16 protein-coding genes are annotated in these 24,382 nt (G+C 65.2%); 4 read left to right on the top strand and 12 right to left on the bottom strand.

Annotated elements, in window-relative coordinates; genetic code table 11:
* Positions 1-7: 7 nt before the first annotated feature.
* Positions 8-2,404 (bottom strand): arylsulfatase, encoded by a 2,397-nt coding sequence (locus tag GQY20_RS28915; RefSeq protein ID WP_157220646.1) that lies wholly within the window; start codon positions 2,402-2,404, stop codon positions 8-10.
* Positions 2,404-5,304, bottom strand: a complete 2,901-nt coding sequence (locus GQY20_RS28920) for a TonB-dependent receptor domain-containing protein (RefSeq protein WP_157220647.1) — start codon at positions 5,302-5,304, stop codon at positions 2,404-2,406. Before GQY20_RS28920 ends, GQY20_RS28915 begins: the two co-directional genes overlap by 1 nt.
* Positions 5,305-5,510: 206 nt before the next feature.
* On the opposite strand from GQY20_RS28920, the gene GQY20_RS28925 reads away from it, so the two are divergent.
* Positions 5,511-6,170, top strand: a complete 660-nt coding sequence (locus GQY20_RS28925) for a TetR/AcrR family transcriptional regulator (protein WP_198351269.1) — start codon at positions 5,511-5,513, stop codon at positions 6,168-6,170.
* Positions 6,171-6,487: 317 nt separating this feature from the next.
* A complete protein-coding gene (locus tag GQY20_RS28930) occupies positions 6,488-8,536 on the top strand; it encodes a calcium-binding protein (RefSeq protein WP_157220649.1) in 2,049 nt (682 codons plus the stop codon).
* A 17-nt stretch (positions 8,537-8,553) separates the two neighbouring features.
* Here the strand turns inward: GQY20_RS28930 and GQY20_RS28935 are convergent, their stop codons facing one another.
* The 8 genes from GQY20_RS28935 to GQY20_RS28970 all read right to left on the bottom strand — a co-directional run bounded on the left by GQY20_RS28935 (position 8,554) and on the right by GQY20_RS28970 (position 19,120).
* The gene (locus tag GQY20_RS28935) at positions 8,554-9,675 is read right to left on the bottom strand and encodes a Rieske 2Fe-2S domain-containing protein (protein WP_157220650.1); all 1,122 of its coding nucleotides are present in this window, start codon (positions 9,673-9,675) and stop codon (positions 8,554-8,556) included.
* Between the two features lie 21 nt (positions 9,676-9,696).
* On the bottom strand, positions 9,697-10,098 hold the full coding sequence (locus GQY20_RS28940; RefSeq protein ID WP_157220651.1) for a RidA family protein: 402 nt from the start codon (positions 10,096-10,098) through the stop codon (positions 9,697-9,699).
* Positions 10,095-10,946, bottom strand: coding sequence for an SMP-30/gluconolactonase/LRE family protein (locus GQY20_RS28945; RefSeq protein ID WP_157220652.1), 852 nt, complete (start codon positions 10,944-10,946; stop codon positions 10,095-10,097). Before GQY20_RS28945 ends, GQY20_RS28940 begins: the two co-directional genes overlap by 4 nt.
* The gene (locus tag GQY20_RS28950; RefSeq protein ID WP_157220653.1) at positions 10,943-12,172 is read right to left on the bottom strand and encodes an aminotransferase-like domain-containing protein; all 1,230 of its coding nucleotides are present in this window, start codon (positions 12,170-12,172) and stop codon (positions 10,943-10,945) included. The genes GQY20_RS28945 and GQY20_RS28950 overlap by 4 nt, the downstream gene beginning before the upstream one ends.
* Positions 12,173-12,305: 133 nt before the next feature.
* A complete protein-coding gene (locus tag GQY20_RS28955) occupies positions 12,306-13,037 on the bottom strand; it encodes a cell wall hydrolase (protein WP_332836117.1) in 732 nt (243 codons plus the stop codon).
* 145 nt (positions 13,038-13,182) lie between these two features.
* A complete protein-coding gene (locus GQY20_RS28960) occupies positions 13,183-14,148 on the bottom strand; it encodes an SDR family NAD(P)-dependent oxidoreductase (RefSeq protein WP_157220655.1) in 966 nt (321 codons plus the stop codon).
* Between the two features lie 174 nt (positions 14,149-14,322).
* Entirely contained in the window at positions 14,323-16,668 is a 2,346-nt protein-coding gene (locus GQY20_RS28965) for a TonB-dependent receptor (RefSeq protein ID WP_157220656.1), read from the bottom strand.
* Positions 16,669-16,747: 79 nt separating this feature from the next.
* Positions 16,748-19,120 carry an arylsulfatase gene (locus GQY20_RS28970; RefSeq protein WP_232476310.1) on the bottom strand — a complete coding sequence of 791 codons (2,373 nt, stop codon included), beginning with the start codon at positions 19,118-19,120 and terminating at the stop codon, positions 16,748-16,750.
* A 98-nt stretch (positions 19,121-19,218) separates the two neighbouring features.
* On the opposite strand from GQY20_RS28970, the gene GQY20_RS28975 reads away from it, so the two are divergent.
* Both GQY20_RS28975 and GQY20_RS28980 read left to right on the top strand, forming a co-directional pair.
* Complete coding sequence (locus GQY20_RS28975; protein ID WP_198351270.1) at positions 19,219-20,502, top strand: TetR/AcrR family transcriptional regulator; 1,284 nt, start codon at positions 19,219-19,221, stop codon at positions 20,500-20,502.
* Between the two features lie 150 nt (positions 20,503-20,652).
* The gene (locus tag GQY20_RS28980) at positions 20,653-22,368 is read left to right on the top strand and encodes an N-acyl-D-amino-acid deacylase family protein (protein WP_157220658.1); all 1,716 of its coding nucleotides are present in this window, start codon (positions 20,653-20,655) and stop codon (positions 22,366-22,368) included.
* A gap of 10 nt (positions 22,369-22,378) precedes the next feature.
* Here GQY20_RS28980 and GQY20_RS28985 read toward each other — a convergent pair whose 3' ends face one another.
* Entirely contained in the window at positions 22,379-22,531 is a 153-nt protein-coding gene (locus tag GQY20_RS28985) for a hypothetical protein (protein WP_157220659.1), read from the bottom strand.
* Between the two features lie 580 nt (positions 22,532-23,111).
* A complete protein-coding gene (locus GQY20_RS28990; protein WP_198351271.1) occupies positions 23,112-24,137 on the bottom strand; it encodes a LacI family DNA-binding transcriptional regulator in 1,026 nt (341 codons plus the stop codon).
* Positions 24,138-24,382 lie beyond the last annotated feature (245 nt).

Raw genomic sequence — 24,382 nt, forward strand, 5'->3', positions numbered from 1 at the left:
CCGCTGCCTATTTGCCGATGTCGAAGGTCACGCTGCGCAGCGTGCCGCTGAACCGGCTGTCGCCGGTGACATAGCTGTCGTCCACGGCGGTGCCGCTGTCCATGCCGATGTCGAAGCCCTCGGTGTGCGAGATCACCTGGGCGAAGGTCTGCGGGACGCGGCCCGTCGCGATGGCGGCGCCGTCGAGGCTGAGCGTCGCGGTGCCGCCGCTCCGCGCCGCTTCCTGATCGAGCGCGAGGCGCAGGACGAGGCGGTGCCGGCCGGGCCGCAAGGGGCTGGTGGCGGCGATGCGGGTCAGATGCGCAGGCGTGAGATTATAGGTGAAGGCTGGCTTGCCGTCCTTGTTCACGAAGAGGCTGTATCCACCGAAGCGGCCGCCTTGCGCCGCGATCACGCCTGTCGCGCCGGTCTCCGGCACGTCGATCTCCGCCGTGATTGCGAAGGAGGAGCCCACGGTCGGCGGTGCGGCCGTTTCCGGTATGTGGTCCACCGGCGTCCAGTAGACGAGATGCTGGCGCCCGGCATTGAGATCGGGGCGGCCGCGCTGATGGCCCTCGGCGGCGTGAATCGGCAGGATGCCGGCTTCGGACGCCTCCGCCCAGAACAGATCCTTCAGCGCGGCGAGCCGGTCGGGATATTGCGCAGCGAGATCGTGCGCCTCGCTGAAATCCTGATCAAGATCGTAGAGCTGCCAGCGCCGCTGGTCGATCGGGACCGGCTTTGGCTGGGTCCGTTCCCATGGCGTCGCCATCGGCACCGTCGCGGCCACCCAGCCATCCTTGTAGATGCTCAGATTCTGCGCCATGCCGTAGACTTGGCTGGTGCGGTGCGATGGCGCCTGGGGTGCGGCCAGCGTGTAGGCGAAGCTGATGCCGGTGATCGGCTGCTGCGGAATCCCGTCGAGGATGGTGGGAGCCTGGACGCCTGCTACCTCCAGCAAGGTTGGCGTCACGTCGCTGACGTGAAGATATTGGGATCGCAGCGTGCCCGGGGCCTGGATATGGCCCGGCCAGGAGACCACCATGCCGGTCCTGAGCCCGCCGAGATGTGAGCCATAGCGCTTGGCCCAGGGGAAGGGTGCGTTCAGTGCCCAGCCCCAGCCGCCAGGATTGAGATTATAGGCCTTGCGCGTGCCGATATCTTCGACATGCGCATCCACATAGTCGATCGTCTCCTGCGCGCCGCTCAATGCCGACTGTTCGTAGAGCTTGCCGTCGAAGCTGCCCTCCGCGCTCGCGCCGTTGTCGCCCTGGATATAGACGATCAGCGTGTTGTCGAACTGGCCACTGTCCTTGAGCGACTGGACCACCCGCCCGATCTCGTGATCGGCAAAGGCCAGCGATGCGGCATATGCCTCCATGTAGCGCGCATAGATGCGCTTCTGCTGCGCCGAGAGGCTGTCCCATCGCGGCAGCGTCTCGGGCCGCGGCGAATCCTCCGTGCCGGCCGGGATGATGCCGAGCGCCTTCTGGCGTTCCACCGTGGCTTGGCGCAGCGCGTCCCAGCCCTGGTCGAACTTGCCGCGGAATTTGGCCAGCCATTCGGCGGGCGCCTGGTTGGGGGCATGGGCGGTACCGGGCGCCAGATAGATGAGGAAGGGCTTGTCGGGGGCGGCGCCCTTCTGCTCCGCAATCCAACGGATTGCGTGGTCGGCAAGATCTTTGTCGAGATGATAGTCGGGATCGTGCGGCGGCTCGACGTTGCGCGTGTTCTCGACCAGGCTCGGCTCGAACTCGCTCGTATCCGCGCCGAGAAACCCGTAGAAATAGTCGAAGCCGAGGCCGGTCGGCCAGCGATCGAAGGGGCCGGCCGCGCTCATCTCCCATTCCGGGGTGATATGGCCCTTGCCAAACATGGCGGTGCTGTAGCCATGTTCCTTCAATATCTGCGCGATCGTACCCGCGCTCTTGGGAATGACGCTGTTGTAGCCGTCGTAGCCGGTCGGCCAATTGGTGGTGTAGCCCATGCCGACCGCCTGCGGATTGCGTCCGGTGAGCAGCGAGGCGCGGGTCGGCGAGCAGATCGCGGTGGTGTGGAAGCGGTTGTAGCGCGCGCCCTGCGCGCCGAGCGCGTCGAAGGTAGGGGTGGGGATCGGGCCGCCAAAGGAGGAGGCGGCGCCGAACCCGACATCGTCGGTCATGATGACGAGGATGTTGGGCGCGCCCGGTGCGGCTTTCGTCTCCTGCGGCCACTGCGGCGGCGAGGATTCGGCCGGCGTGCGGCCATAGACTTTCTGGGTGGCGCCGGCCTCCTCGGCGAGCGCCGGTGCGGTGGCGAGGACGCCTGCCGCGGCCGCGGCGAGCAGGCGTCCTCGCAGGGCAAGGCGCGTGCGGGGGAAATGCCGGCCGATGCCCGCCACCGCATCGAATGGGCGCGATCCGCCGGCCGGCTTTCCCGCATGCATCAGAATTTGAACCGTACGCCGGCGGTGAAGGCGCGGCCGACCGTGTCGTAGACGGTGAAGTTGGTCGGCAGGTTCACGCCCGGCGTGGTGCCGGGGATCAGCGGCGGGTCCTTGTCGAACAGGTTGTTGATCGTCGTGAAGAACTCGAAATTGCCGCCATGGGACGGGATGTCGAAGCGCAGCGACAGGTCCGTGTACCAGACGGCGGGAACGTGAGGGTCGACGAAATTGGACGGCGATCCCGGAATGCCGAGCGTCATGTGATGGATATATTGCTCGGACACCGTGACGCCGAAATTGCCGACCGCATAGTCCGCGGTGAAAGTACCGCGCCAGCGCGGGAAGCCCTGCGGATTGCTGCCGACCACGTTGATCCCGGCATATTGCAGCACGGGGGCGTTGGCGGACTGCTGGCTCGCATATTTGATCAGCCGCGAGGCATAGAGGCGCAGCGCCAGCGCGCCCTCGCCGATATTGGTGCGGTAGCTGGCGTCGAAGTCGAGGCCCTTCGTCTCAACCGCGGCGATGTTCGCCGGCTGGATACGCACCAGCGTGGGGAAGGCAGTGGGCGTATCGCGGACGATCTGCCCGCATTCGGGAGCGGAGGCATCCGCGAAGCAATTATCGACGATCTGCGAGAGGCTGAGCGTGCCGATCGCTTTGTTGATCCGTATCCGGTAGTAATCGACCGACAGGTTGAAACCCGGCAGGAAGCGCGGCGCGATCACGGCGCCGACCGTCAGCGTATTGGCGATTTCCGGCTTCAGATCGCGGTTTCCGCCCGTCACCTGCGGAACGTTCTGCGTCAGTCCGCTCACCGGATCGACAAGCTGGCTGATCGCCGCCTGATCGCCGGCGTAAAGCTCGTAAAGATTGGGTGCGCGGATGTCGCGGGAACGGGTGACACGAAACAGGAGGTCGCGCACCGGGCTCCAGGTGCCGCCCAGCTTCCAGGTCTCGACGGTGCCCGAGGTGGAATAATCGGTGACACGTACCGCGCCGTTGAGGCTCAGATCTTCGAAGAAGCGCTTGCCCCGGAGCAGCGGCACGGCGAGTTCGGCATAGGCTTCCTTCACATTCTGCCTGCCGTGCGCCGAGCCGACATTGGTCAGCCAGTAATAATAAGCGGAGGGGGCGACCCCACGAAGCCCGGCGAAATAGGCCGCGCGTTCCTCGGTGGTATCCAGCGTCGAGGGATCGGCATTGCTGGTCAGCGACAGGCTCTGCCGCCGATATTCGCCGCCGACTGCGAGGCTTACGGGGCCGGCGGGCAGATCGAACAGCGTCCCGTCGAGGTTGATCGAGAAGGCATCCTGGGTGTTGCGCGCGCGGTAGCGCGACGTGCCGGTGGCGTAGGCATAGCCCGGCTGGTCCGCATAGGCGTTGCCGCTGAGCAGCAGGTTGAGCGGCTGGCAATCGGCATAGCGCGCCCGGATCGTCGGATCGCTGCTGAGCGAGGCCCGGCAGACGGTGTTGCCCGTCGAAGGATCCCGCACCGCATCGACCGCTGCGTAAAAATGCTGCCAGTCCCACACGCCATGCTGCGCGACGCGGAACACGGAATTGGCGTGGTTGTAGGCCGCGTTCCACTTCCAGCTGCCGAGCTTGCCCTCGAGGCCGCCGCCGACCTGCCAGAAATCGGTGCGCTCGTTCGTCACCGGCTTCGGCGAGCCCGCGCCATAGCGGGCGAGGGTGATCGACTGGCTGGTCGGGGTGAAGGCGTTCTGGATCTCGGTAGGCAGATAGGGATTGCCGCTATAGAGCGTCGCCCCGGTCGGCGGCACCAGGCTGTTGGCGAGCGAGACGTAGGAAAGCTCGCTGCGTGAGAAGGTGCCCTGAATGTAGCCGGAAATGTCGGAAGAGAAGTCATAGCTCGCGCGGGCAAAGCCCTGATAGATCTTCTGCGGCGCGATCGCCTGGGTATCGGGTGAGATCGAATAGCCGTCACCGCCCACTGCGTAGCTGGCCGTGCCGGTCGCTATCCCGCTGTCGAAGGGCACCAGTTCGCCGGTGCTGGTGAAACGATAATTGGCGAATGGGCCGCTCGTGATCTTGCCATATTCGCTCGCCGCAGTGAGCTTCACGTTCGAATATATGCCATAGGGATTGAGCGAGCCGCCCGGCCTGCAGGCCGTCTTGTCGGTGGTCGTATTGACGCAGGACGAATTGGTGCCGGCATAGGTATAGGATTGGCGGCCGTAATCGCGATCGCTGCGCAGCATGCCGTCATTATTGTAATATTCGCCGCTGAGCAGGATATGGCCCTTCCCGCCGGCGAAATTCCAGCCGCCTGCAAGGCCGAGCCGCTGGTTGGCATTGTCGCCGCGCTGCGAAACCCCCGCCTGGGCGACGCCGGTAAGGCCGGTGAACTTGCGATTGAGCACGAAGTTCACGACGCCCGATACCGCATCCGATCCGTAGGCGGCCGATGCGCCGCCGGTCACGATGTCGACGCGCTGGATCAGCAGGTTGGGAATGACGCTGGTGTCCACCGTTCCCAGGAAGGTCGTCGGCGGCATGCGCTGTCCGTCGAACAGCACCAATGTCCGCAGCCCACCGAGGCTCCGAAGGTTGAGCACGTTGCCGTTCGATGCGGTGTTGGAGAAATTGTGCGAGCTACGCGACGGGCTCGACGAATTCTGGAACTGGGGAAGCTTGTTGAGTGCATCCGACAAGATGCTCGGCGTCGACTTCACGAGATCTTCGGTCGTCGCCACGGTGACCGGGGTTGGTGCCTTGTAGCCATCCCGGACGATGCGCGAGCCGGTGACGACGATATCCTCGGATTTGGCGGGCGCTTCGGCTGCCGCATCCTGTCCGGCGCCTTGCGCCATGGCCGGTGCGGCGATGACCGATCCGCTGACGCCGGCAAGAAGCAATACGAACGAGCGCCGTCTCATGGGCAATCCTTCCCCTAATTCCCTGTGGTCGCTGCGAGGCAGCAATCATTTCTGTCCTGTGGTGCAATATTGAATCGCAGCGATCGGTATGCGTGTCAACGATTTTTATGTCGCTTGACTGAAAACGCCCGTCCGCCCATCTTCCCGGGAAGAAAAGGGCTGAAATGGCTGGGGCGATGGCGACAGGCGGAGCGCACGAGAGGAGAATGGCGAAGGGCCGTCCCTCTTCTTATGCGAGTGTGGCGATGAGGGCGCGGCGGAAGAGGATCCTCGCTGCGGCGCGCTGCGCGATCGAGGATCTCGGCTGGCATGGCTGCGGGATGCGCGAGATCGGCATCCGCGCGGACGTCGCGACACGGACCATGTACAAGATCTTTGGATCGCGCGAGCAGCTGTTGGTGAGCGCTATCGAGGATCTGCGTGACGAAGCCGAGCATCTTTTCCCGTCGCCGACGACGCTGCACGCCAATCTCGCGCGTATATCCGCGACCGTGGATTTGTTCGCCGGCCACCGTAACTGCGCGCGGGCGCTGGTCGACATCTATTTCGGATCGACGACGCCGGCGGAGCTTCGCCAGCGCATCGACCAGCAGGCGCGAAGCTGTAATCAGGCTTGGCTTCGCCAGCTCCAAAGGTTGCGCGCCGGCATTGCTATCGCGGATCTGGCCGACGATCTTGTGCGGGTGGAACTCGCCTCGCTCGGCGGATGGCTGCACGGTCGCATGGCCGATGACGAGATCGTACGCCGGATGAGCCAGGCATGGCTGGGATTGGTGGTCTCGGCGACGCGGGGCGATGCCCATCGGAGCGCAGATGCACTGCTCCGGCGCGTCCAGACGGCTGCCGGCTGGGTCGGGCTTCAGTAAAGCCGCACGGAAGCGGCTCCTCGGCATCCGGGCAATTTCGAGATCACCGGAATCGCCATTGGGATGGCCCTCGGTAGAGGCCGGAGCAGGAATCGCCTCTCCAGGATCCGAAAGTGTCTCTTCACGGCCAAATCGTCGAAAAAGAGTGTATCCCTGTTAGATTTGGCATTTCTCTAAACAATGATTAATCTCCAATTAAATGACCTGATATTGTGAAGTAGGTTCGTCCACTTCGTCTATGAGTATTCGATGATTTTGCGTCTGGGCGAAGTGATTTTGCCGATCATCGATTGTGTCTTGCGAGTAGGGGGATTCACATGACCAATATAACGGGTACGCCCGGCAGCGATACGCTGACCGGCACGGTCGCCGACGACGTCGTCAACGGCCTCGAAGGCGGCGACACTCTGTCCGGGCTCACCGGCAACGATCTGGTCATCGGCGGTCCGGGCATGGACAGGTTGATCGTCAACTATGGCGCGGCCGCCACCGACATTGTGATGACCGCCCCCACACCGTCAGGGCCGATTTTCGTGACCGGATCGCCCGGCGGAGCGAGCCTTTCCAGCGTCGGCGCTGCCGTTGCGAGCCAGGGCAGCGTCGAAACCTATAGCGGCTTCGATCTCGGCCAGTATCAGAAGCTCTGGTGGGGGCCGAGCGCCGGCGCCGCGCTGGACGGGCAGATCGACAGCCCGAGCGAGACCATGACGTTGGCATCGATCAGCGGCAATGTCGCGGTCTGGACGGGCCAGACGACGGTCGCCTCGGACGGTGGGCCGCGTACCGTCTATACCCAGCTGGTGATCACTATCGAGCAGGGTGCCGACGGTTGGGTGACCAGCGCATCGGCAGGGATTTCCGGCGGCCCGCAGGCTGTCGCGCAGATCAACGGATCCACCTTCGCGGTCAAGGAGCAGCTGCTGGCCAGTTTCGATCTCAATGGCCCCTATTTCCCGTTCAATCTCTTCTACGACGGCAGCAGCGGCAACACGCCGGCGCGCAGCAGCGTGACCGGCCAGCTCATCTATGATGATGGCGGCCTGGACGGTGTCGTGCATGGCGGTGCGCTCGGCTCCACCGAGTTTCACGGGGTCGAGAATCTGAGCATCACCAGCGGCGCCGGCAACGACACGCTGTTCGGGGGCGGCGGTGTCGACATGCTCAACGGCGGGAGCGGCAACGACATTGTGAATGGCGGGGCGGGGAACGACAAGCTTTACGGAAGCTTCGGCGTGGACACCGTCTCCTATGCCGACGCGGCCGGCGGCATCACCCTGAACCTGATCAGCACCACCTATCAGAATACCGGCGGATCGGGCATCGATCTCGTCAACAGCATCGAGAATGTCGTGGGATCGGCGTTCGACGACGTGCTGACCGGCAATCAGTTCAGCAACATCTTCACCGGCGGCGCCGGAGACGACCGCTTAGAGGGCGGCCTCGGCAATGACTTCCTCTATGGCGGCGACGGCATGGATGTGGCGAGCTACGCCGCTGCCGGCGGCGCGGTGCGTGTCAGCCTTGCGATCACGACCGCCCAGTCGACCATCTCGGCCGGCACCGACACGCTCGCCGGCATCGAGAATCTGATCGGCGGCGCCTATGACGATCAGCTCACCGGCGACGAGGGCAACAATATGCTCACCGGTAACGCCGGCAACGACAGCCTGAAGGGCGGTCTCGGCGACGATGTGCTGAACGGCGGCGCGGGCGTCGATACGGCGAGCTATGCCGGTACGTCGTCCGGCGTCACCATCGATCTGTCGCTGACCGCCGCTCAGGATACGCATGGAGCAGGGGTCGATACGCTGCTCTTCGTCGAGAATGTCACCGGATCAGACTATGATGACGTGCTCACCGGATCGGCCCAGGTGAATGTGATGCTCGGCGGCAAGGGCAACGACATCATCGATGCGGGCTCGTCGAGCGACACCGTCGACGGCGGCTATGGCAATGATATTCTGAAAGGAGCGGCGGGCGACGACATTCTCGTCGGCGGCGTCGGATCGGATACGCTCATCGGCGGCGGCGGGGCCGATACGCTGACCGGCGGTACGCAGGGCGATCGCTTCGTCTACGCCTCCGCCGGGGAGAGCACCGTCGATGCGGCCGATCGGATCACCGATTTCGCCAAGGGCGACAGTCTCGATCTCTCGGCGATCGATGCCGACACCACGGTGGCGGGCGACCAGGCTTTCCATCTCGCCCCGGCGTTCACCAGCACGGCGGGCGAATATATGCTGAGCTACGATGCCGGCACCAACACCACCACCGCGCTGTTCGATACGAACGGCGATGCCAATGCGGACATGGCGATCCTGTTCACCGGCGACGTGACGGCGTTGACGGGAAGCTGGGTGCTCTGACGGACTGACCGGGGGCGTCAAAAGCCTCCGGTCAATTCCTCCTCCCTGCGAATATCGATCAAAGCGCCAGCCGGGCGCGCCGTGCCCACGCGGACATCGCGGCCGTTGACGCGTTTGCGGAAGGTGGCGGCATCGCTGCGCGGATTGTAGAATTGGCGATACCAGGTCCGGACGCGGCCGAACGGGCCGTCGGTGGGAATTTGCAGGATGGTGCGCGCGGGGCGCTTGTTCAGCCAGATCTCGACATCCTGGGCGAGGGCGAGGCGGCTGGCTTCCTGATAATCGCGGGCGCTTGCCTTCTGCTCCTCGCTAGGCCGCGTGTCGGCGATCTTCACCATCAGCGCATGATGCATGCGGATCACGCCATCCTCGACCGGCGTATGCGCGATCAGCATCAGCGAGGGATGCTGCCCGCCGAGCCGCGCCTGCAATATGGCGGGGCCGGTATAGAAGGCCTCGCTGCTCAATACCGCATCGGGGCTGTCGTCGACCAATGTTCGATGGCCTGCCCAGAAGCTCTGGCTGACGCGGTGATCGACGAACTCATTGTCGAAATAGGTTTCGCCGCGGCTCCCGTGGATTGGATCCATGTGGCGCAGATCGGCCATATTGTCGACGATCTCGACGGGATGGGCAGGTAGCGTGCCGAAATCGTCGAAGCGCCAGCGCACCCAGCCGGCATCCTGCGCATCCCATTCGGCGAAGGCGGGCAGGGGAATATCGGGCGCGCCGCCCTCCTCGTCATACCACATCCAGATCGCGCCGGCTCGTTCGGCGACGGTCCAGCTCCGGATGCAGGCGGCCTTGGGAATGGCCTGGCTGCTATAGGGTATGTCGTCGCATCGGCCGTCCGGGCCGAAGCGCCAGCCATGAAAGGGGCAGCGGATCGACTCGCCCTGCACATGCTCCCGATCGCGCACGATATAGGAGGTGGCGTTGGGCGCGAGGTGCGCGCCCATATGCGGGCAATAGGCCTCGACGAGGTGAGGCGTGCCGCTCTGGCCGCGGTACAGCGCCATGTCCTGCCCGAAATAGCGCAGCGCGATCGGCTTGTCGGTCAGTTCGTCGCTGCGCGCGACCAGGAACCAGCCGCGCGGGAACATGTGGGGGCCGAGCTCGTAATCCGCGGTCTTCGCCATCGATTCCTCCGCAAATCCCGTTCAGCGTGTGGCCGGGCGCCAGGCCACCGCCTCCACCTCCATCAGCAGCTCGGGCATCAGCAGCCCGGCGACGATCACCACCGTGGAGCAAGGCGGTGCGTCGGCGAACAGCGCATTCTTGACTTCCGCATAGCCGGCATAGGCGGCTCGGTCGGTGAGCGAGCAGCGCAGGCTGGCTATGTCCGAAAGGGTGGCGCCGGCCTCTGCCAATGCTGCCTCGATATTGGCGAAACAGGCCTCCGCCTGTGCCTTCGCATCGCCGACACCGACGATCGCTCCGCCGCGTAGCGCGACCTGGCCGGAAACCAGGACGAAGGATCCGCAGCCAACCGCCTGGCTCATGCCGGCAAAGGCCATGCCGGGCGGGTTGAAGCGTGCGATCGGGGATGCGTCCGGGCTCATGCCATCTCCAGGGCTGCGGGAACGGTTACGGTCACGCGGTCGATCCGTCCGCCCCGCGCGGCGAGCGTGGCCTCGCGCGCATGATCGGGCGCGCAACAGATGAAGAGGCTGCGGCCGTCCTTGCCGCCGAGCGCGCAGGCATAGGGCGCGCCTTCCGTAATGCGCACGCGCTCGACGATCTCGCCGCCTTCGCGCACGCGGATCACCTCCTGCGCGAAGGGGCTCGCCGCCCACACATAGCCTTCGGCATCCAGGCAGATGCCGTCGGGCACATGGCCGTCGATCGCGGCGAAGCAGCGCCGGTCGGCCAGGCGGCCGTCCGCGCCGATGGTGAAGGCGGTCAGCCGGCCGGCGAGCGACTCCGCGACGATCAGCGTGCGCCCGTCGGGCGTGATCACGCTGCCATTGGGGCAGAGCAGTTCGTCCGCCGCGCATGCGATGCCGCCGTCGGGCATCACCAGCGCCATCGCCGTGGTGCACGGCTCCTCGCCGCGATCGAACGCGAAGCCGATATTGCCGACATAGGCGCGGCCGAAGCGATCGACGACCATGTCGTTGCTGTGCCCGGGATGCAGCGGCGCCAGCTCGGCATGGACCGTCAGGGTCCTGTCGGCACCGCGCCGATAGAGCCGCCTTTCCTCCATCGAGACGACGAGCAGGTCTCCATCGGGCAGCCAGCCCATGCCGGAGGGGCCGCCCGGCACGGCGAAGCGCTCCTCGACGCGGCCGCGCTCGTCCATCACATGGACGCTGCCTTCATGCTGGTCGGAAACCCAGAGGCGGCCGGAGTGCCAGCGCGGCCCCTCGGGAAAGGCGAGGCCGCTGGCGATCGTCTCGGGACCGCTCATGCCGCCGCCCGCACGCACCGCGCGATGATCCCGCCCAGCGTGGCGATGCCCTGCTCGATCACATCCTCGCTGACATGGCTATAGGCGAGGCGAAGATATTGGCGGCCGCCGGTATCGCCCATGAAACGCTCGCCCGGACGGAAGAATATGCCTTCGCGCTCCGCCATCCGCGCGGCGGTCTCCCAATCGACGCGCTCGTCGATCTCCACCCAGAGATAGAAGGATCCCTGCGGCTCGCGGAACGAAACATAGTCCCCGCAATATCGCCGCATCGCACGCACTGCGGTTTCCGCCTTGGACTTGTAGACCTGGTTTGCACGTTCGAGATGCGGCTCCAGCAGCCCTTCGGCGAGATATTGCGTCATCACCCGCGCCAGCCACTGGCCGACGCCGAGATCCTGGCGCACGGCGGCGAGCCCGGCGATCGCCTCGTCGGTGCCCGCGATCCAGCCGAGCCGCAACGCGGGCGCCACGATCTTGCTGAAGCTGCCGCATTGCAGGACGAGCCCCGCGCGATCGAGTTCGAGCAGCGTCGGCAGCGGCTCCCCGGCAAAGCGCAGATCGCCATAGACATTGTCCTCGAGGATCAGGAAGCCGTGCTTCGCCGCGAGATCGACGAGCTTCTGCCGCCGCGGTGCCGAGAGAACGGTGCCGGTCGGCGTCTGGAAGGTCGGGATGGTGTAGACCATCTTCACCCGCTTGCCTTCCCCGGCGATGTCCGAGAGCAGCGTCTCGACCGCGTCGACATCCATGCCGCCGTCGTCGACGGGCACGGTGCGCACCTCCGCGCCCGCCATCGCCATGTAGCGCAGCGCATAGGGGAAGGAGGCGGCCTCGACGATCACCACGTCGCCGGCGTTCACATAGCCGGCGATGGCGAGCGCGATGCCCTGCACGGAGCCGGAGGTGAGGATGATGCCGAGCGGATCGATGGTGCGCTTCTGGGTGCGCTGGATCCGCTTCGCGATCTCGCTGCGCAGGCCCTTGTAGCCGTAGACCAGTTCCTCATAGCCGGTGGCGGGATCGAAATAGTCGAGCACCTCGGGGCCGTCGCGATCGAGCACCAGTTTGGCGATCCGGACGAGATCCTCGCGCGGGAAGGTCTCGGGCGCGGCGAGGCCCTGGTCGAAATTGAAGATCGCCGGCACGTCCGGATCGGGAAAGAACAGGGGCGGGCCATCGCCCGCCAGCGTCGAGCGCAATGCCAGGACGGACGTGACAGCCATCCGAGTCTCTCCTTGCGATTATGTGCGTATTATCGGGCGGAGAAGACGGCGCATCCCGATGCATGTCAAGCGAAGGGTGGCGGTATCCGTTTGTGGGATGCCGCGATGCCTGCGCATCCCGATCGATCACGGGTCAGGATGTCCGGGCTGCGGCAGGCCGATAGAAGATGTGGCTGTGGACCTTCGCGATCTTGTCCAGCGAGCTGATCCAATAGGGGACGATCCAGTCGGTGTGGTAATGGGTCGCCATGCCCACCGGCTTGAACACGGTCCCGGCGAGGGCATGGCGCGCGCGCAGGCGGGCATCGACCCACCCGGTCCGTTCCGGCCGGCGCTGTCGCGAGCCGTCGCAGGTGAAGCTGAACTGGCAGCCGGTCTTGCGCTGGGATCCCTGATAGACGACGCCGCATACTGTCTTCGGAAAGCCGGGTGCGCGGACGCGGTTGAGGATCACCTGCATGACGGCGCGTTGCCCGCGAACGTCGGCGCCCGCCTCATACAGCGCCGCGGTCGCGAGGCAGTCCGTCGCCTGCAGCCGCGCGGCCGGCGTGCCCCGGAAAAAATAAGGCGGAGCCGCGCCGCCACGGCCCTTCACGAAGGGGATGGCGGCATTGATCGCGCGCGCCTGTTCCATCGAGAGCGCCTCCTTGCGCTCCTCCCGCTTGTTCTCGAAATGACGATTGAGCACCGGAATGCCGATCGCCAGCACGACGGCGCCGAGGAGGATGAAGGTGAAGAGCGCCTGCAGGCTGGACCGTCGGCGCCTGCTCCCTCGCCGTACCGCCTTGCCCCGCGCCGATGATCTGCCCCGCGCCCGCCGCTTCGCCATGCGATCGATCAGTCCGAACCCGAAAATGGAGACCACGCCATCACCGCTGGCTTCATAGCCGAGTGGGCGCCGCCCTCAAGCCCGACTATTTGGACCGAAACTCGACGAACATATTCGATCAAATCAGAATGCACTATAATGAGGCGATTTAATCAGACGTATGCGCATGATTGTCGGGTGGCTATTGCGCTAGGCGTTCCCGATTGGCGGCGATCGAGATGCCGAGTTCGTCATAGTTGGTTAGCGGCAGATGCAGCGTGCTGATGTCTTCGACTTCAGCCCAGTGTCGCGCAATCTCTTCCGGACTGGGCGGCGCATCCAGGCTCGACAGCCATCCTTGCGCCTCTCCGACGATCACCCGTGCATAGCGATTGCCGGCCTGGGAATAGACGCTGTGAGAGCTGCGGCAGGCACGGCTGGCCAGATAGACGACCAGCGGGGCGGTATATTCCGGCCTGAGCGCCGGCAGCAGCGTGGTGAAGTCGACCCGTTCGACGGAGGCCATGAAATCCGCATTGTCGCGAAAGCCCTGCTTGATGTTGCCGGCCAGCGCGGTCATCGCATTGGGCATCACGACGTTGGAGAGGATGCCGAAGGGTGATCCTTCCAGTGCGACTACGTTGGACAGGCCGAGCAGCCCGGTCTTGGCGGCGCCGTAAGCGGCGTGCCAAGCGTGGCCGAACATTCCGGAAGAGGATCCGGTGAAGACGATGCGGCCATAGCCCGCCGTCTTCATCACGCGGAAGACGGGCTGGGCGAGATGGAAGGCGCCCTTCAGGTGGATCGCGATCATTGCGTCGATATCGGTATCGGTCAGATCCTCGAATGCATCGTCGAGCAGGACGCCGGCATTGTTGATCAACGCGTCGATCCGGCCGTAGGCGGCCAGCGCGTCCGCGACGATGGCGTCGCCGCCCGCGCGCGTCGCGACGCTGTGCAGGCTCGTGATCGCTTCGCCGCCGGCGGCGCGGATGGCGTCGACCACCTCTTCGGCGCGGGCACGCCCTGGGCCGTCGAGATCGTTGACCACCACCTTTGCGCCGCGCTCCGCAAAGGCGAGGGCGTAGGCCCGGCCGATGCCGGCGCCGCCTCCCGTGACGATCACGCTCTGTCCGGCAAAGTCGATAGGCTGCGCATCGTCCGTCATGGCGTCCCCCCTTGTCCCCGCTCTCTCGCGGACTCGTCTGGTCGCCATCTGTAAGCCTTCCCGCTTGCGGGAGAAGGCCGGATGAAGGGCATTGTCGTTTTTCTTCAAGACATCAAAGAAGAAAGACGGCCCTCGTCCAGTCTCTCTCGCAAGCCGGAGAGGCGTTGCGCTCCGCTAGAAATCGAAGCGCACGTCGATGCCGTAGGTCCTCGGTTCCGCGAAGACGCCGCCCGCAAAGCCCAGCGAGCCGAAGTCGATCGCGGAATAGAGATAGTCGCGGTTGGTGATGTTCTTGCCCCACAGCGCGACCGTGGCCTTGCTCCGCCCCAGGTCGATCTCCGACAGCGCCACGCGTGCGTCGAAGCGGCCGACCGGGCCGTCGGTGATCACGCTGTTGAACGGATTGAGCCGATCGAGCGGATGGAACCAGATGCGGCCGCGATAGGTATAGTCGAGCCGAGCCATCAGCTTGCCGATGGCCATTTCGGGAAAGTCGTACTGGACGCCGGCATTGGCGGTCGTGCTCGCCGAATAATGGAAGCGCGCCTCGTCGGACACGTCGATGAGGGCATTCGTCGCCGGATCGCGGATGATGAAGCTCTTGAACTTGCGATCCACATAGCCGAATGCGCCGTTGATCGTCAGGCCGCGCACCGGCCGCGCGAGCACGTCCATTTCCACCCCGGTATAGCTGGCCTTGCCGGCATTGACGGTAAGGCTGGAGGCGCCGCCGCTGCCGGCGAGGAACTGGCTGACCTGCAGATCCTTGTAGCGGGAATGGAAGCCGGTGAGGTTGAAGCGCAGTCGCCGGTCGAACAGCTCGGTCTTCACGCCGCCTTCGTAGGAGATGATCTTCTCCGGATCGAAGCTGCCGCCCACCGATCGCGGATTGAAGCCGCCCGCCTTGTAGCCGGTGGCGACGCGCGCATAGGCCATGATGTCGCGGGTCAGCTTATAGTCGGCGCTGACGGCATAATTGACCTGGCTGAAGCTGGCCTTGAGCTGCCGGATCTGGGCGACCGGGGCGGTCTGGTTGAGCTTCTTCTTGTCCTCGGTGTAGCGCAGGCCGCCCGTGATGTCGAAGCGATCGGTGACGTGGATCGTCGCCTGGCCGAACAGGGCCTTCGATTCGCTATGGTGCGAATAAGTGAGGGCAGGGCTCAGCGCCACGCCGAAGCTGTTGGTGACGATGCCGGGCCCCAGCGGGATCGGAACCGGCGAAGGCAATACGAGGCTGAGCTGCTGCGGATTGTTCTCGCGCGCATTCTCCTTGAAGTAGAAGGCGCCGAGCACGAAGTCGGCCGTCGTGCCGATCTTCCCGATCAGGTTGAATTCCTGCGAAACCTGGTCCTGATGCCGCTTATTCTGTGCCGAGAACAGGTTGAACGGCCGGACGCCGAGCGGGATGAAGGCATTGGGCGGCGCGAGGATCGCCGGGCTGACCTGGAAACCGACCAGCCCGGAATTGCCGTCGAGATCGGTCTGCGCGACGCGATTGTTCCATTTGCGGTAGCCGGTCAGCGAGCGCAGCGTCAGCGTGTCGGCCAGGTCGAGCTCGATCTTGAGCGTGTGGCCCATGATCTCGTCCCGGTTCGGCCCCTGATCGAGGCTGAGCGTCTTCAGCCGCTTGCGGGAAATCTGCGCGGTGCTGCCGCCCAGCTGCGGCGAGAGTGCGAGATAGGCGGCGATATCCGCACGCACCGCCATCAGCTGGAAGGGTACGGAGGAGCTGTTGCTGTCGTTATAGTCGAATGCATAGTCGATGCGGATCGGGCCACCCTTGTCATAATTGGCGGCGATGCGGAAAGCGTCGACATTATAGGCGCCAGGATCGCGCTTGGCGGGCGCGTTGAGATCGTTGGCATAGCCGTTGCGCTGCTTGTGCAGATAGGACAGCTTGAAACGCAGGCCGCTGTCGCCGAGTTCGCCCGTATCCACCGTCGTTCGCGACTGGAAATAGTTGAAGCGGCCGTAGCTGAAGGTCTGGCTGGCCTTGAACGTGTCTGCGGGACGGGCGGTGATTAAATTCACTGCGCCGCCGGTGGTGTTGCGACCGTAGAGCGTGCCCTGCGGACCGCGCAGCACCTCGACCCGCTCGAGATCGACCAGATCGAACACTGCGCCCGCGCTGCGCCCGATCACGACGCCGTCGACATAGACGCCGACGGGCGCGTCGATGGTCAGCACCGGATCCGCCTCGCCGATGCCGCGAATGTGGATCGCGACGTTGGTCGTCGAGGAGGGCGTGATCGTGGTGGTCAGGTTCGGCACCGATCCGCTGATGTCGGCGATGTCCATGATGCGGCGAGCCTCCAGCACGTTGCGCGTGATCGCGCTGACCGCCAGCGGCGTGTCCTGCAGGTTTTCGGCGCGCTTCTGTGCCGTCACGATGATTTCTTCCAGCCCCGTGCCGGGCGTGGAGGCGGGGGGCGCCTCCTGTGCCCATGTGGGGACGGCCGCGCCCGAAAACAGCGCAGCCGTGCACAGCAGAGCCAGGCGGCCCTTCGTCGTCCTCTTCATAATGCTCCTTCAGTCCCTGTCGGTTTGGCTGTCAGTCGTCTGTTCTTGTTCTTCTTTTCTTGGAGGATCGCCGCGTTCGTCAGCGCGGCTTCACCTCGATTCGCTCGATCCCGCCGTTGAAGGTCGAGCCGCCGGGCAGATCGACGACCGTCGCACCCGTATCGCGGCCGGTGTCGAAGGTTTCGCCCAGGCCGGCGGCGATGAGGATGGTGCGTCCAATGCGTCCCTGTCCGATCTCCCGTCCGTCGAGCGAGATGCGCAGCGTGCCGCCCTCGCCGGGCGCGCCGGACAGATCATAGTCGTAGCGTAGCTTAGCCGGACCGGGCTTCACCGTTTCGGCCGCTGCGATGCGGAACAGATCCTTCGGATCCTGCGACGCGGCTTCGACGACGACCGGCCGGCCGTCCTCGAAGTGGAAGCTCCAGCCGCCGAAGCGGCTGCCGCTGGCGATCAGCACGCCGCGCGCGCCTTCGGGCGGCACGATGATGTCCGCGTCGATGGTGAAGGAGCGGAAGTTGATCGGCGGCGCCTTGGGCTGCGCCACGCTGATGTCCGCACCCCAATAGACGTAGCGGCGCGGCTGCTGCGGCGGCCGGTTGCCGGCGGCGCGGATGCTGCCCTGCCGGTCGTCCAGCGGCAGGACCTTGTTGCGCTTCGCTTCCTCCATCCACAACGCCTGCAGCGCGGCGAGGCGTTTCGGCTCGGTCGCGGCCAGATCGCGCGCTTGGCTGAAGTCGCGATCGAGATTGTAGAGTTCCCACTTATAGTCGGTCGGCAGGCCGGTGGATCCGCCCGCTTTCCAGGGCAGGCGGCCCGGCGTGGTGCTGGCCATCCACCCATGATCGTAAATGGCGCGATTGCCGACCAGCTCGAAATATTGGGTCGTGTGACGTTCGGGCGCCTTGGCGGCGTCGAAGCTGTAGGTGAGGCTGACGCCGTCGACCCTTTGCTGTTTCGCGCCGTCCACCGTCTCGGGAATGGGAATGCCCGCTGCGTCCAGGATCGTCGGCATGATGTCGGTCACATGCGCGAACTGGCTGCGGATGCCGCCCGGCCGGTGAATGCGCTGCGGCCAGGACACCACCATGCCGTTGCGCGTGCCGCCGAGATGCGAGCCGACCTGCTTGGTCCACTGGAAGGGCGAGTTGGTGGCCCAGGCCCAGCCGACCGGATAGACCTGATAGCTGTCGGGACCGCCCATCTTGTCCATCGCGGCGAGGAGCGAGGCCGTATCTTCCCGCATCCCGTTGGCGAGCGTGCCGAGCTCGTTCATCGAGCCGCCGAGATCGCCTTCGGGGCTCGCGCCATTGTCGCCTTCGATGAAGATGACGAGCGTGTTGTCGCGTTCGCCCATCCGGTCGAGCTCGTCGAGCACGCGGCCGATCTCATGGTCCTGATAGGCGAGCATGCCCGCATAGACTTCCATCATCCGCGCATAGGCGCGGCGCTGATCGTCGCTCAGCGTATTCCAGGCGGGGATGGCAACCGGGCGGGGGGTGAGTGCGGTGTCGCGCGGGGCGATGCCGAGTGCTTTTTGCCGGGCGAGGCTCTGTTCGCGCAGCCTGTCCCAGCCCATGTCGAACTGACCCTTGAAGCGCTCGATCCATTCCTTGGGCGCCTGGTGCGGCGCATGGGCGCTGCCGGGGGCGAGATAGGCGAAGAAGGGCTTTTCCGGCGCGGCCGCGCGCTGGTTGTGCAGCCATCGGATGAGGTCGTTGGCGAGGAAATGGTCCAGCGTCTCGCTGTTCGATGGGGGCGTCTCGACTGGATTGGTGCCGCGATAGAGCTTCGGCCGCCATTGATTGGTATCGCCGCCGATGAAGCCGTAGAAATATTCGAAGCCGAGCCCCGTCGGCCAGAGATCGAAAGGGCCGGCCGTGGAATCGTCGCGGCCCTGTGGAATATTGTGATGCTTGCCGAAGAAGGCGGTGTTGTAGCCGTTGAGACGCAGTATCTCGGCAATGCTTGCGGCCGATCGCGGGATTACCGACCAATATCCGGGATAGCCGCTTGCGGTGTCCGTCACCATACCGGTGCCGACGGCATGATGGTTGCGCCCCGTGAGCAGGGCGGCGCGCGTCGGCGAGCACATGGCGGTGGTATGGAAGCGGTTGTAGCGCAGGCCGCGCTCGGCCAGGCGGTCGAGCGCCGGAGTGGGGATCGGGCCTCCGAAGGTGCTGGCGGCTGCGAAGCCGACATCATCGGTCATGATCAGAAGCACGTTCGGCGCTCCCGCCGGCGCGCTCACGGGCGGCTGATAGGCGGGCCGGGAATCGGCGAAGGTCGTGCCGATCGTTCCCGCGAAAGGCACAGGCGGATGCGGCAGCTCGACGCCCGGCACGGGCTGGCCCGAGGTCGTCGGCGTCGCTGGGGTTGCTGCGCTGGCCTGTGCGAGCGCGTGGCCCGAACAGGATAGTCCCATCAGCGCTGCGATCGCAGAGCGTCGAATCATGTACAATCCTCCCCGATTGTCGCCGTACTGTACGGTATCGTACGTAGGTGACAAGATGTTCACATTGCGCGACGAGCCCGCGCTGTCAGAATAGGTATGTGAAGGTGCACGATCGAAAGGACGACGCGCAGCGTCGGATCATTGCCGCGGCGCAAGCGGAAATGATCGAGCACGGCTATGCCGACGCGAATGTCGATCGCATCGCGGCGCGTGCGAATACCAGCAAGCAGACCATTTATTTGTGGTTTCCGGCCAAGGAGCGTCTTCTCGTCGCCGCCGTCAAAGCCGGACTTGCGGTCGCTTCGGAACGGGGTGTTCCGTCGCTCGTCGCTCTTGCACCCCTCGATGCCTTGAAGCGTCTGGCCAAATGGGCGCAGCAGCGCAGCCTCGATCCGGTCAATCAGGGGCTGTACCGCGTCAACATCGCAGCCGCGAATCTCGTGCCAGAACTGGCGGATGAGGCGCACGTCCTGCGCCGCCGTGCCGCCTCCCCGATGCAGGCCTATATCGAGACGCTCTCGGTGCAGGGCGCCCGCAATGTCGGCGATCCGATCGCGGCGGCGGGCCGCTTCGGCGTGCTGGCCATCGCCGGTATCGACGATCTCGTCCGCAGCCTGCCGGCCGACGGCTGCGCGCTGGACGCGCGATCGGATTCGGTCGCGCGGCTGTTCCTCTACGGCTGGCGAAAGGAGGGGGAGATGGTCTCGCCCGGTGCCGAGGCCTTGCGGGCCGCGGGCGAACTCGCCTTGTTCCGCAGCTATGATCCGCCGGCCAGCGATCCGCCTTCTTCCGGTGCACGCAGCCGGCTCGCCAGCGAGCGCATCGAGCTGCTGCTCGATACGGCGGCGCGCGCCTTTCTGGAAAAAGGGTTCAGGCACGCGGCGGTCGATGCGATCTCCGCCGCAACCGGTATTTCCAAGATGACCATCTATCGCCAGTTTGGCGACAAGGAGACGCTGTTCGAACGCGCCATCACCAGCTTTGCCGGACGCATCGCGCGCGAACGGCGGCCGCTGCCGCTGGCGGGCGAAACCCGGGACGCGCTCATGGCAGCGGCGATGGCGCTCGATGTGCGCCATGCCAGGCAGGATGTGGTCCGTCTGCTGCGTCTGGCCGTCACCGAGGCGCAGCGCTGGCCCGTGCTGGCCCATGCGATACTCGATATGCTGCGCTCCGACGATCTTCGGGAGATCGCGGATTTCCTCGCGGCGCGGCATGTTTCTGGCGAACTCAGGATCGACGATCCGCTGCTCGCCGCAAGCCATTTCCGTTTGCTGGCGATACGCGGCAACATGCGGCTCACCGGCACGAGCGGTGACGCTATGGCGGAGGAAGACCATGCGCGCGAAGTCGTTTCGCTGGTGATGGACGGCGTGTGGTGAGTGGCTGCGGGTGCCGCCCATGCGCCGAAGGTGCATTTACAAACAGCGCCGGAGCTCTTCGCCAGTAACATTTCGCTATGGTGTCGATGTGCTGGGCGCGGCACCATCCCGTCAGGCGAACGCGAAGAATCGCGAACCGAGGAGAGAGCGATGAAGGCCGATCTGGTCATCCGCGGTGGGCTGCTGGTCGATGGCAGCGGCGATGCGGCGCGAGAGGCGGATGTTGCGATCAGCGGCGACCGCATCGTCGATGTCGGCGCGCGGCTTCCCGCCGGCGCACGGGAGATCGACGCGAAGGGCGCGCTCGTCACGCCCGGCTTCGTCGACGTCCACACTCACTATGACGGGCAGGTGACCTGGGACAATCGGCTCAGCCCGTCTTCGGCCCATGGCGTTACCAGCGTCGTCATGGGCAATTGCGGGATCGGCTTCGCGCCATGTCGCAGGGAGGATCGCGACGATCTCGTCCGGCTGATGGAAGGCGTGGAGGATCTGCCCGAAATCGTCCTGACAACAGGCCTGCCCTGGGCGTGGGAGAGCTTCCCCGATTATCTCGCCTTCCTCGATGCGCGTTTCTACGACACGGACATTGCGGCGCAGCTGCCGCATGCGGCGCTGCGCGTCCATGCGATGGGGCGGCGCGCGATCGAACGGGAACAGGCGACCGCGGCGGATTGTGCCGTGATGGCGAAGCTCGCGCGCGAGGCGATCCGTGCCGGGGCGATCGGCTTCGCGACGTCGCGCACCATCAACCATCGCGCCAGCGACGGGACGCTCGTCTACACGTTGGAAGCGGGCGAGGCGGAATTGTCGGCGATCGGCATGGCACTCGGCGCGGAAAGACGCGGAGTGCTGCAGGTCGTGTCGGATTTCAACGATCCTGAGGTCGAACTCGCCATGTTGCGCCGCGTGGTCGAGCGGTCCGGGCGGCCCTTGTCGATCACCATGGGGCAAAACCATTCGTCGCCCGATCGGTGGCGCATTCTGCTGTCCTGGCTGGAAGACTGCAACGCGGCCGGGCTCGAGGTACGCGGGCAGGTGAGCGGCCGGCCGATCGGCATGCTGCTCGGCTTCGAGCTCAGCTACCATCCGTTCAGCTATACGCCGACCTGGAAATCGCTGCTGCACCTGCCGGTCGAGCAAAGGCTGCGCGCCCTTGCGGATCCAGCGATCCGCGCGGCGATCACCAGCGAAACGCCGCATGCCGGCGATTTCATGGGCGCGGATTATATCCGCTCCTTCCCGCTGATGTATCCGCTCGGCCATCCGGTGAATTACGAACCGGCACCGCATTCGGACGTGGCGAGCCGCGCTGCGGCGCTGGGCGTGACGCCGGCGGAGCACGCTTATGATCTGATGCTGCAGCAGGATGGCCGCGGCGTGCTGATGTTGCCGAGCATCAACTTTGCCGGCGAAAGCTTCGCGGCGGTGGAGGAAATGCTGCGCCATCCCAACACCATCTATGGCCTTGGCGATGGCGGCGCGCATCTCGGCTTCCTGTGCGACGCCAGCCTGCCGACCTACATGCTCCAGCATTGGGGGCGCGAACGCAGCCGCGGCGATCGATTGCCGGTCGAGCAGGTGGTGCGCGGCCTTTCGGCGCGCCCGGCAGCTGCAGTCGGGCTCAGGGACCGGGGGCTGGTGCGGATGGGTTATCGCGCCGACATCAATGTGATCGATTTCGATCGCCTTGCCCTCGGCCCGCCGCACGTCGCCTATGACCTGCCGGCAGGCGGCAAGCGGATCGTGCAATGCGCAACCGGCTACCGCGCCACCTTGCTGCGCGGTGTTGCGGTGCGGGAAGATGACGCACCGACGGGCGCCTTGCCTGGCCGGCTGGTGCGCGGGGCGCAGGCTGCTGCCTGAACGGGCGCTCTTAGTCCCGCATCCCTCGCACGACGGTGAGCACGAGGCCGGCCATGAAGCAGAGCACCGAAAGGCCCGCTATCATCAGTGAATTATATTTGAGAGCGGCAAGATAGCTGAGGATCGCGATGAGGAAGCAGAAGGCGGCCAAGGCAAAGTCCATCGCTGCGATCGTCCCCTCACGCCATCATCGTCCTGCCCGACGTGTTTCGTTGCATCGCAGCATGACCGCGAACGACTATAGTTTCGAGTGCAAATTTAACAATTGTGTCAGTAGGCAATTGCATCCCGGTCCCGGCAATGCCGCCAGGAAAATTCGGACGCTTGTGATTTCGGTCACAACCCGCTGCCGCATGGTCGTGTAGCCCGGAACCGCGTAGAGGTTGCGTTGCGTATCCCTGTTTGATCCGTCTTCGATGAATGAGCGTTAACTTATCTCGCCGGATCGCGGATGCTAGATGCGGCGGCTCATGGAGCGGTCGTGGGGCCCTCCGTGCGGAGCCGGCCATGAGTTTCATGCAGACCATATATCGCGCGATCAAAGGGTGCGATTCCGCCGGCCATCTTCCTGATCGCCGCCGCGTTCGCCGTCAGGCGGGCGATTTCAGGACGGTGTGCAGGAAATGCGGCGCGCCTTTGCTGCGCTATGGCCCGGAGGACTGGCGCAAGGACGAAGACCGCGACCCTGCTTAGGCCTTGCCGTCATGCACGGGAAGCGAAGCTTGAGACGGTCTCGGTCCGATCTAGCCTAAATCCGGACCCGAGCGGACCGGCGCAGTCGATGCGCGCAGCACGAGTTCGAATTTCAGCCGGCGGTTGGATTCGGTGCCCGCCGAGGGCCTGGCGATCAGCAGATCGGCAGCGGCATGGGCGAGGGCATGCATCGGCTGATGAACGGTGGTGAGCGGTGGCCAAACCATCTGCGCCACCTCATTGTCGTCGAATCCCATGATCGACAACTCCTCGGGAACGCGGATGCGCCGTTCATGCGCAAAAGCGAGCACCCCCGCCGCCATGTCGTCGTTGCTCGCGAAGATCGCCGTGGGGCGATTCTCGCGCGCCAGCAATTGCCGTGCCGCCTCGCATCCCGATGCGAAGGTGAACTGCCCTTCCACGACGAGGTTTTCGTCAAACGCGATGCGCTCGCTGGCAAGCGCATCGCAATAGCCCTGCAGCCGCTGCACGCTGGCGCCATGATCCGGGTGGCCGCGCACGAAGCCGATCCGCCGATGTCCCAGCGCCGTCAGATGCCGCGTCGCCATCGCTGCCGCCTCGACATCGTCGATCGCGGTGGCATAGCCGATGTCGAGGCGGGTCGTCGGCGCGATCCGGGAGAAGGGCAGCGAAAGCTGCAGCAAGGCGTCGATCAGCGCATCGTGATCGGTGAAGGGCGGGGAGAGGATGATGCCGTCCACCCGCGTTTCGGCGATCAGCGAGCGGACGTCCTCGACCAGCGCATCGTCGCTGAAGCGGCAGGATTGGGTGATCAGGCGGAAGCCGCTTTCGGTGCAGCGCTGCTTGGCGCCCTCATAGACGGCGTGGAAATAGGCGGCGCTCGGATTGTCGAACAACAGGGCCAGCTGGAAGGAGCGGCCGCCGCGCAAGGTTCGGGCTGCCGCGCTGGGACGGAAGTCGAGCGCCGCGATCGCGGCTTCCACTTTCTGGCGGGTGTTGGCGCTCACATGGGCGCCGTTGTTGATCACGCGCGATACCGTCTGGATCGAAACCCCGGCGGCCTTCGCCACATCGATGATCGTCGCCCGCGCCATTATGCGCGCCTCTCATGGCACCGACCTAAGAAGTTATCCAGCCGTTGAGCATGATCATGGCCAAAAATTTGGAAAGCGATCCAGCTGCCCGAGCTTATGCGAGGATAGCCAAAGCGACGGACGTCGCTGCCGGCGCCTGAGGCTCGCCACCACCGAACCCGTGAGGGTTCGCAAGGCCGACCGGCCGCCCGAGCTTATGCGAGGATAGCCAAAGCGACGGATGTCGCTGCCGGCGCCTGAGGCTC

Source organism: Flavisphingomonas formosensis, from assembly GCF_009755815.1.
GTDB classification, from domain to species: Bacteria; Pseudomonadota; Alphaproteobacteria; order Sphingomonadales; family Sphingomonadaceae; genus Flavisphingomonas; species Flavisphingomonas formosensis.

Bases quoted from the DNA above. Each gene is read 5' to 3' on its own strand.
- GQY20_RS28930 (WP_157220649.1), top strand. From the start codon at position 6,488: ATGACCAATATAACGGGTACGCCCGGCAGCGATACGCTGACCGGCACG.
- GQY20_RS28990 (WP_198351271.1), bottom strand. From the start codon at position 24,137: ATGGCGCGGGCGACGATCATCGATGTGGCGAAGGCCGCCGGGGTTTCG.
- GQY20_RS28965 (WP_157220656.1), bottom strand. From the start codon at position 16,668: ATGAAGAGGACGACGAAGGGCCGCCTGGCTCTGCTGTGCACGGCTGCG.
- GQY20_RS28945 (WP_157220652.1), bottom strand. From the start codon at position 10,946: ATGAGCGGTCCCGAGACGATCGCCAGCGGCCTCGCCTTTCCCGAGGGG.
- GQY20_RS28920 (WP_157220647.1), bottom strand. From the start codon at position 5,304: ATGAGACGGCGCTCGTTCGTATTGCTTCTTGCCGGCGTCAGCGGATCG.
- GQY20_RS28970 (WP_232476310.1), bottom strand. From the start codon at position 19,120: ATGATTCGACGCTCTGCGATCGCAGCGCTGATGGGACTATCCTGTTCG.
- GQY20_RS28935 (WP_157220650.1), bottom strand. From the start codon at position 9,675: ATGGCGAAGACCGCGGATTACGAGCTCGGCCCCCACATGTTCCCGCGC.
- GQY20_RS28960 (WP_157220655.1), bottom strand. From the start codon at position 14,148: ATGACGGACGATGCGCAGCCTATCGACTTTGCCGGACAGAGCGTGATC.
- GQY20_RS28925 (WP_198351269.1), top strand. From the start codon at position 5,511: ATGGCGAAGGGCCGTCCCTCTTCTTATGCGAGTGTGGCGATGAGGGCG.
- GQY20_RS28940 (WP_157220651.1), bottom strand. From the start codon at position 10,098: ATGAGCCCGGACGCATCCCCGATCGCACGCTTCAACCCGCCCGGCATG.
- GQY20_RS28980 (WP_157220658.1), top strand. From the start codon at position 20,653: ATGAAGGCCGATCTGGTCATCCGCGGTGGGCTGCTGGTCGATGGCAGC.
- GQY20_RS28985 (WP_157220659.1), bottom strand. From the start codon at position 22,531: ATGGACTTTGCCTTGGCCGCCTTCTGCTTCCTCATCGCGATCCTCAGC.
- GQY20_RS28915 (WP_157220646.1), bottom strand. From the start codon at position 2,404: ATGCATGCGGGAAAGCCGGCCGGCGGATCGCGCCCATTCGATGCGGTG.
- GQY20_RS28950 (WP_157220653.1), bottom strand. From the start codon at position 12,172: ATGGCTGTCACGTCCGTCCTGGCATTGCGCTCGACGCTGGCGGGCGAT.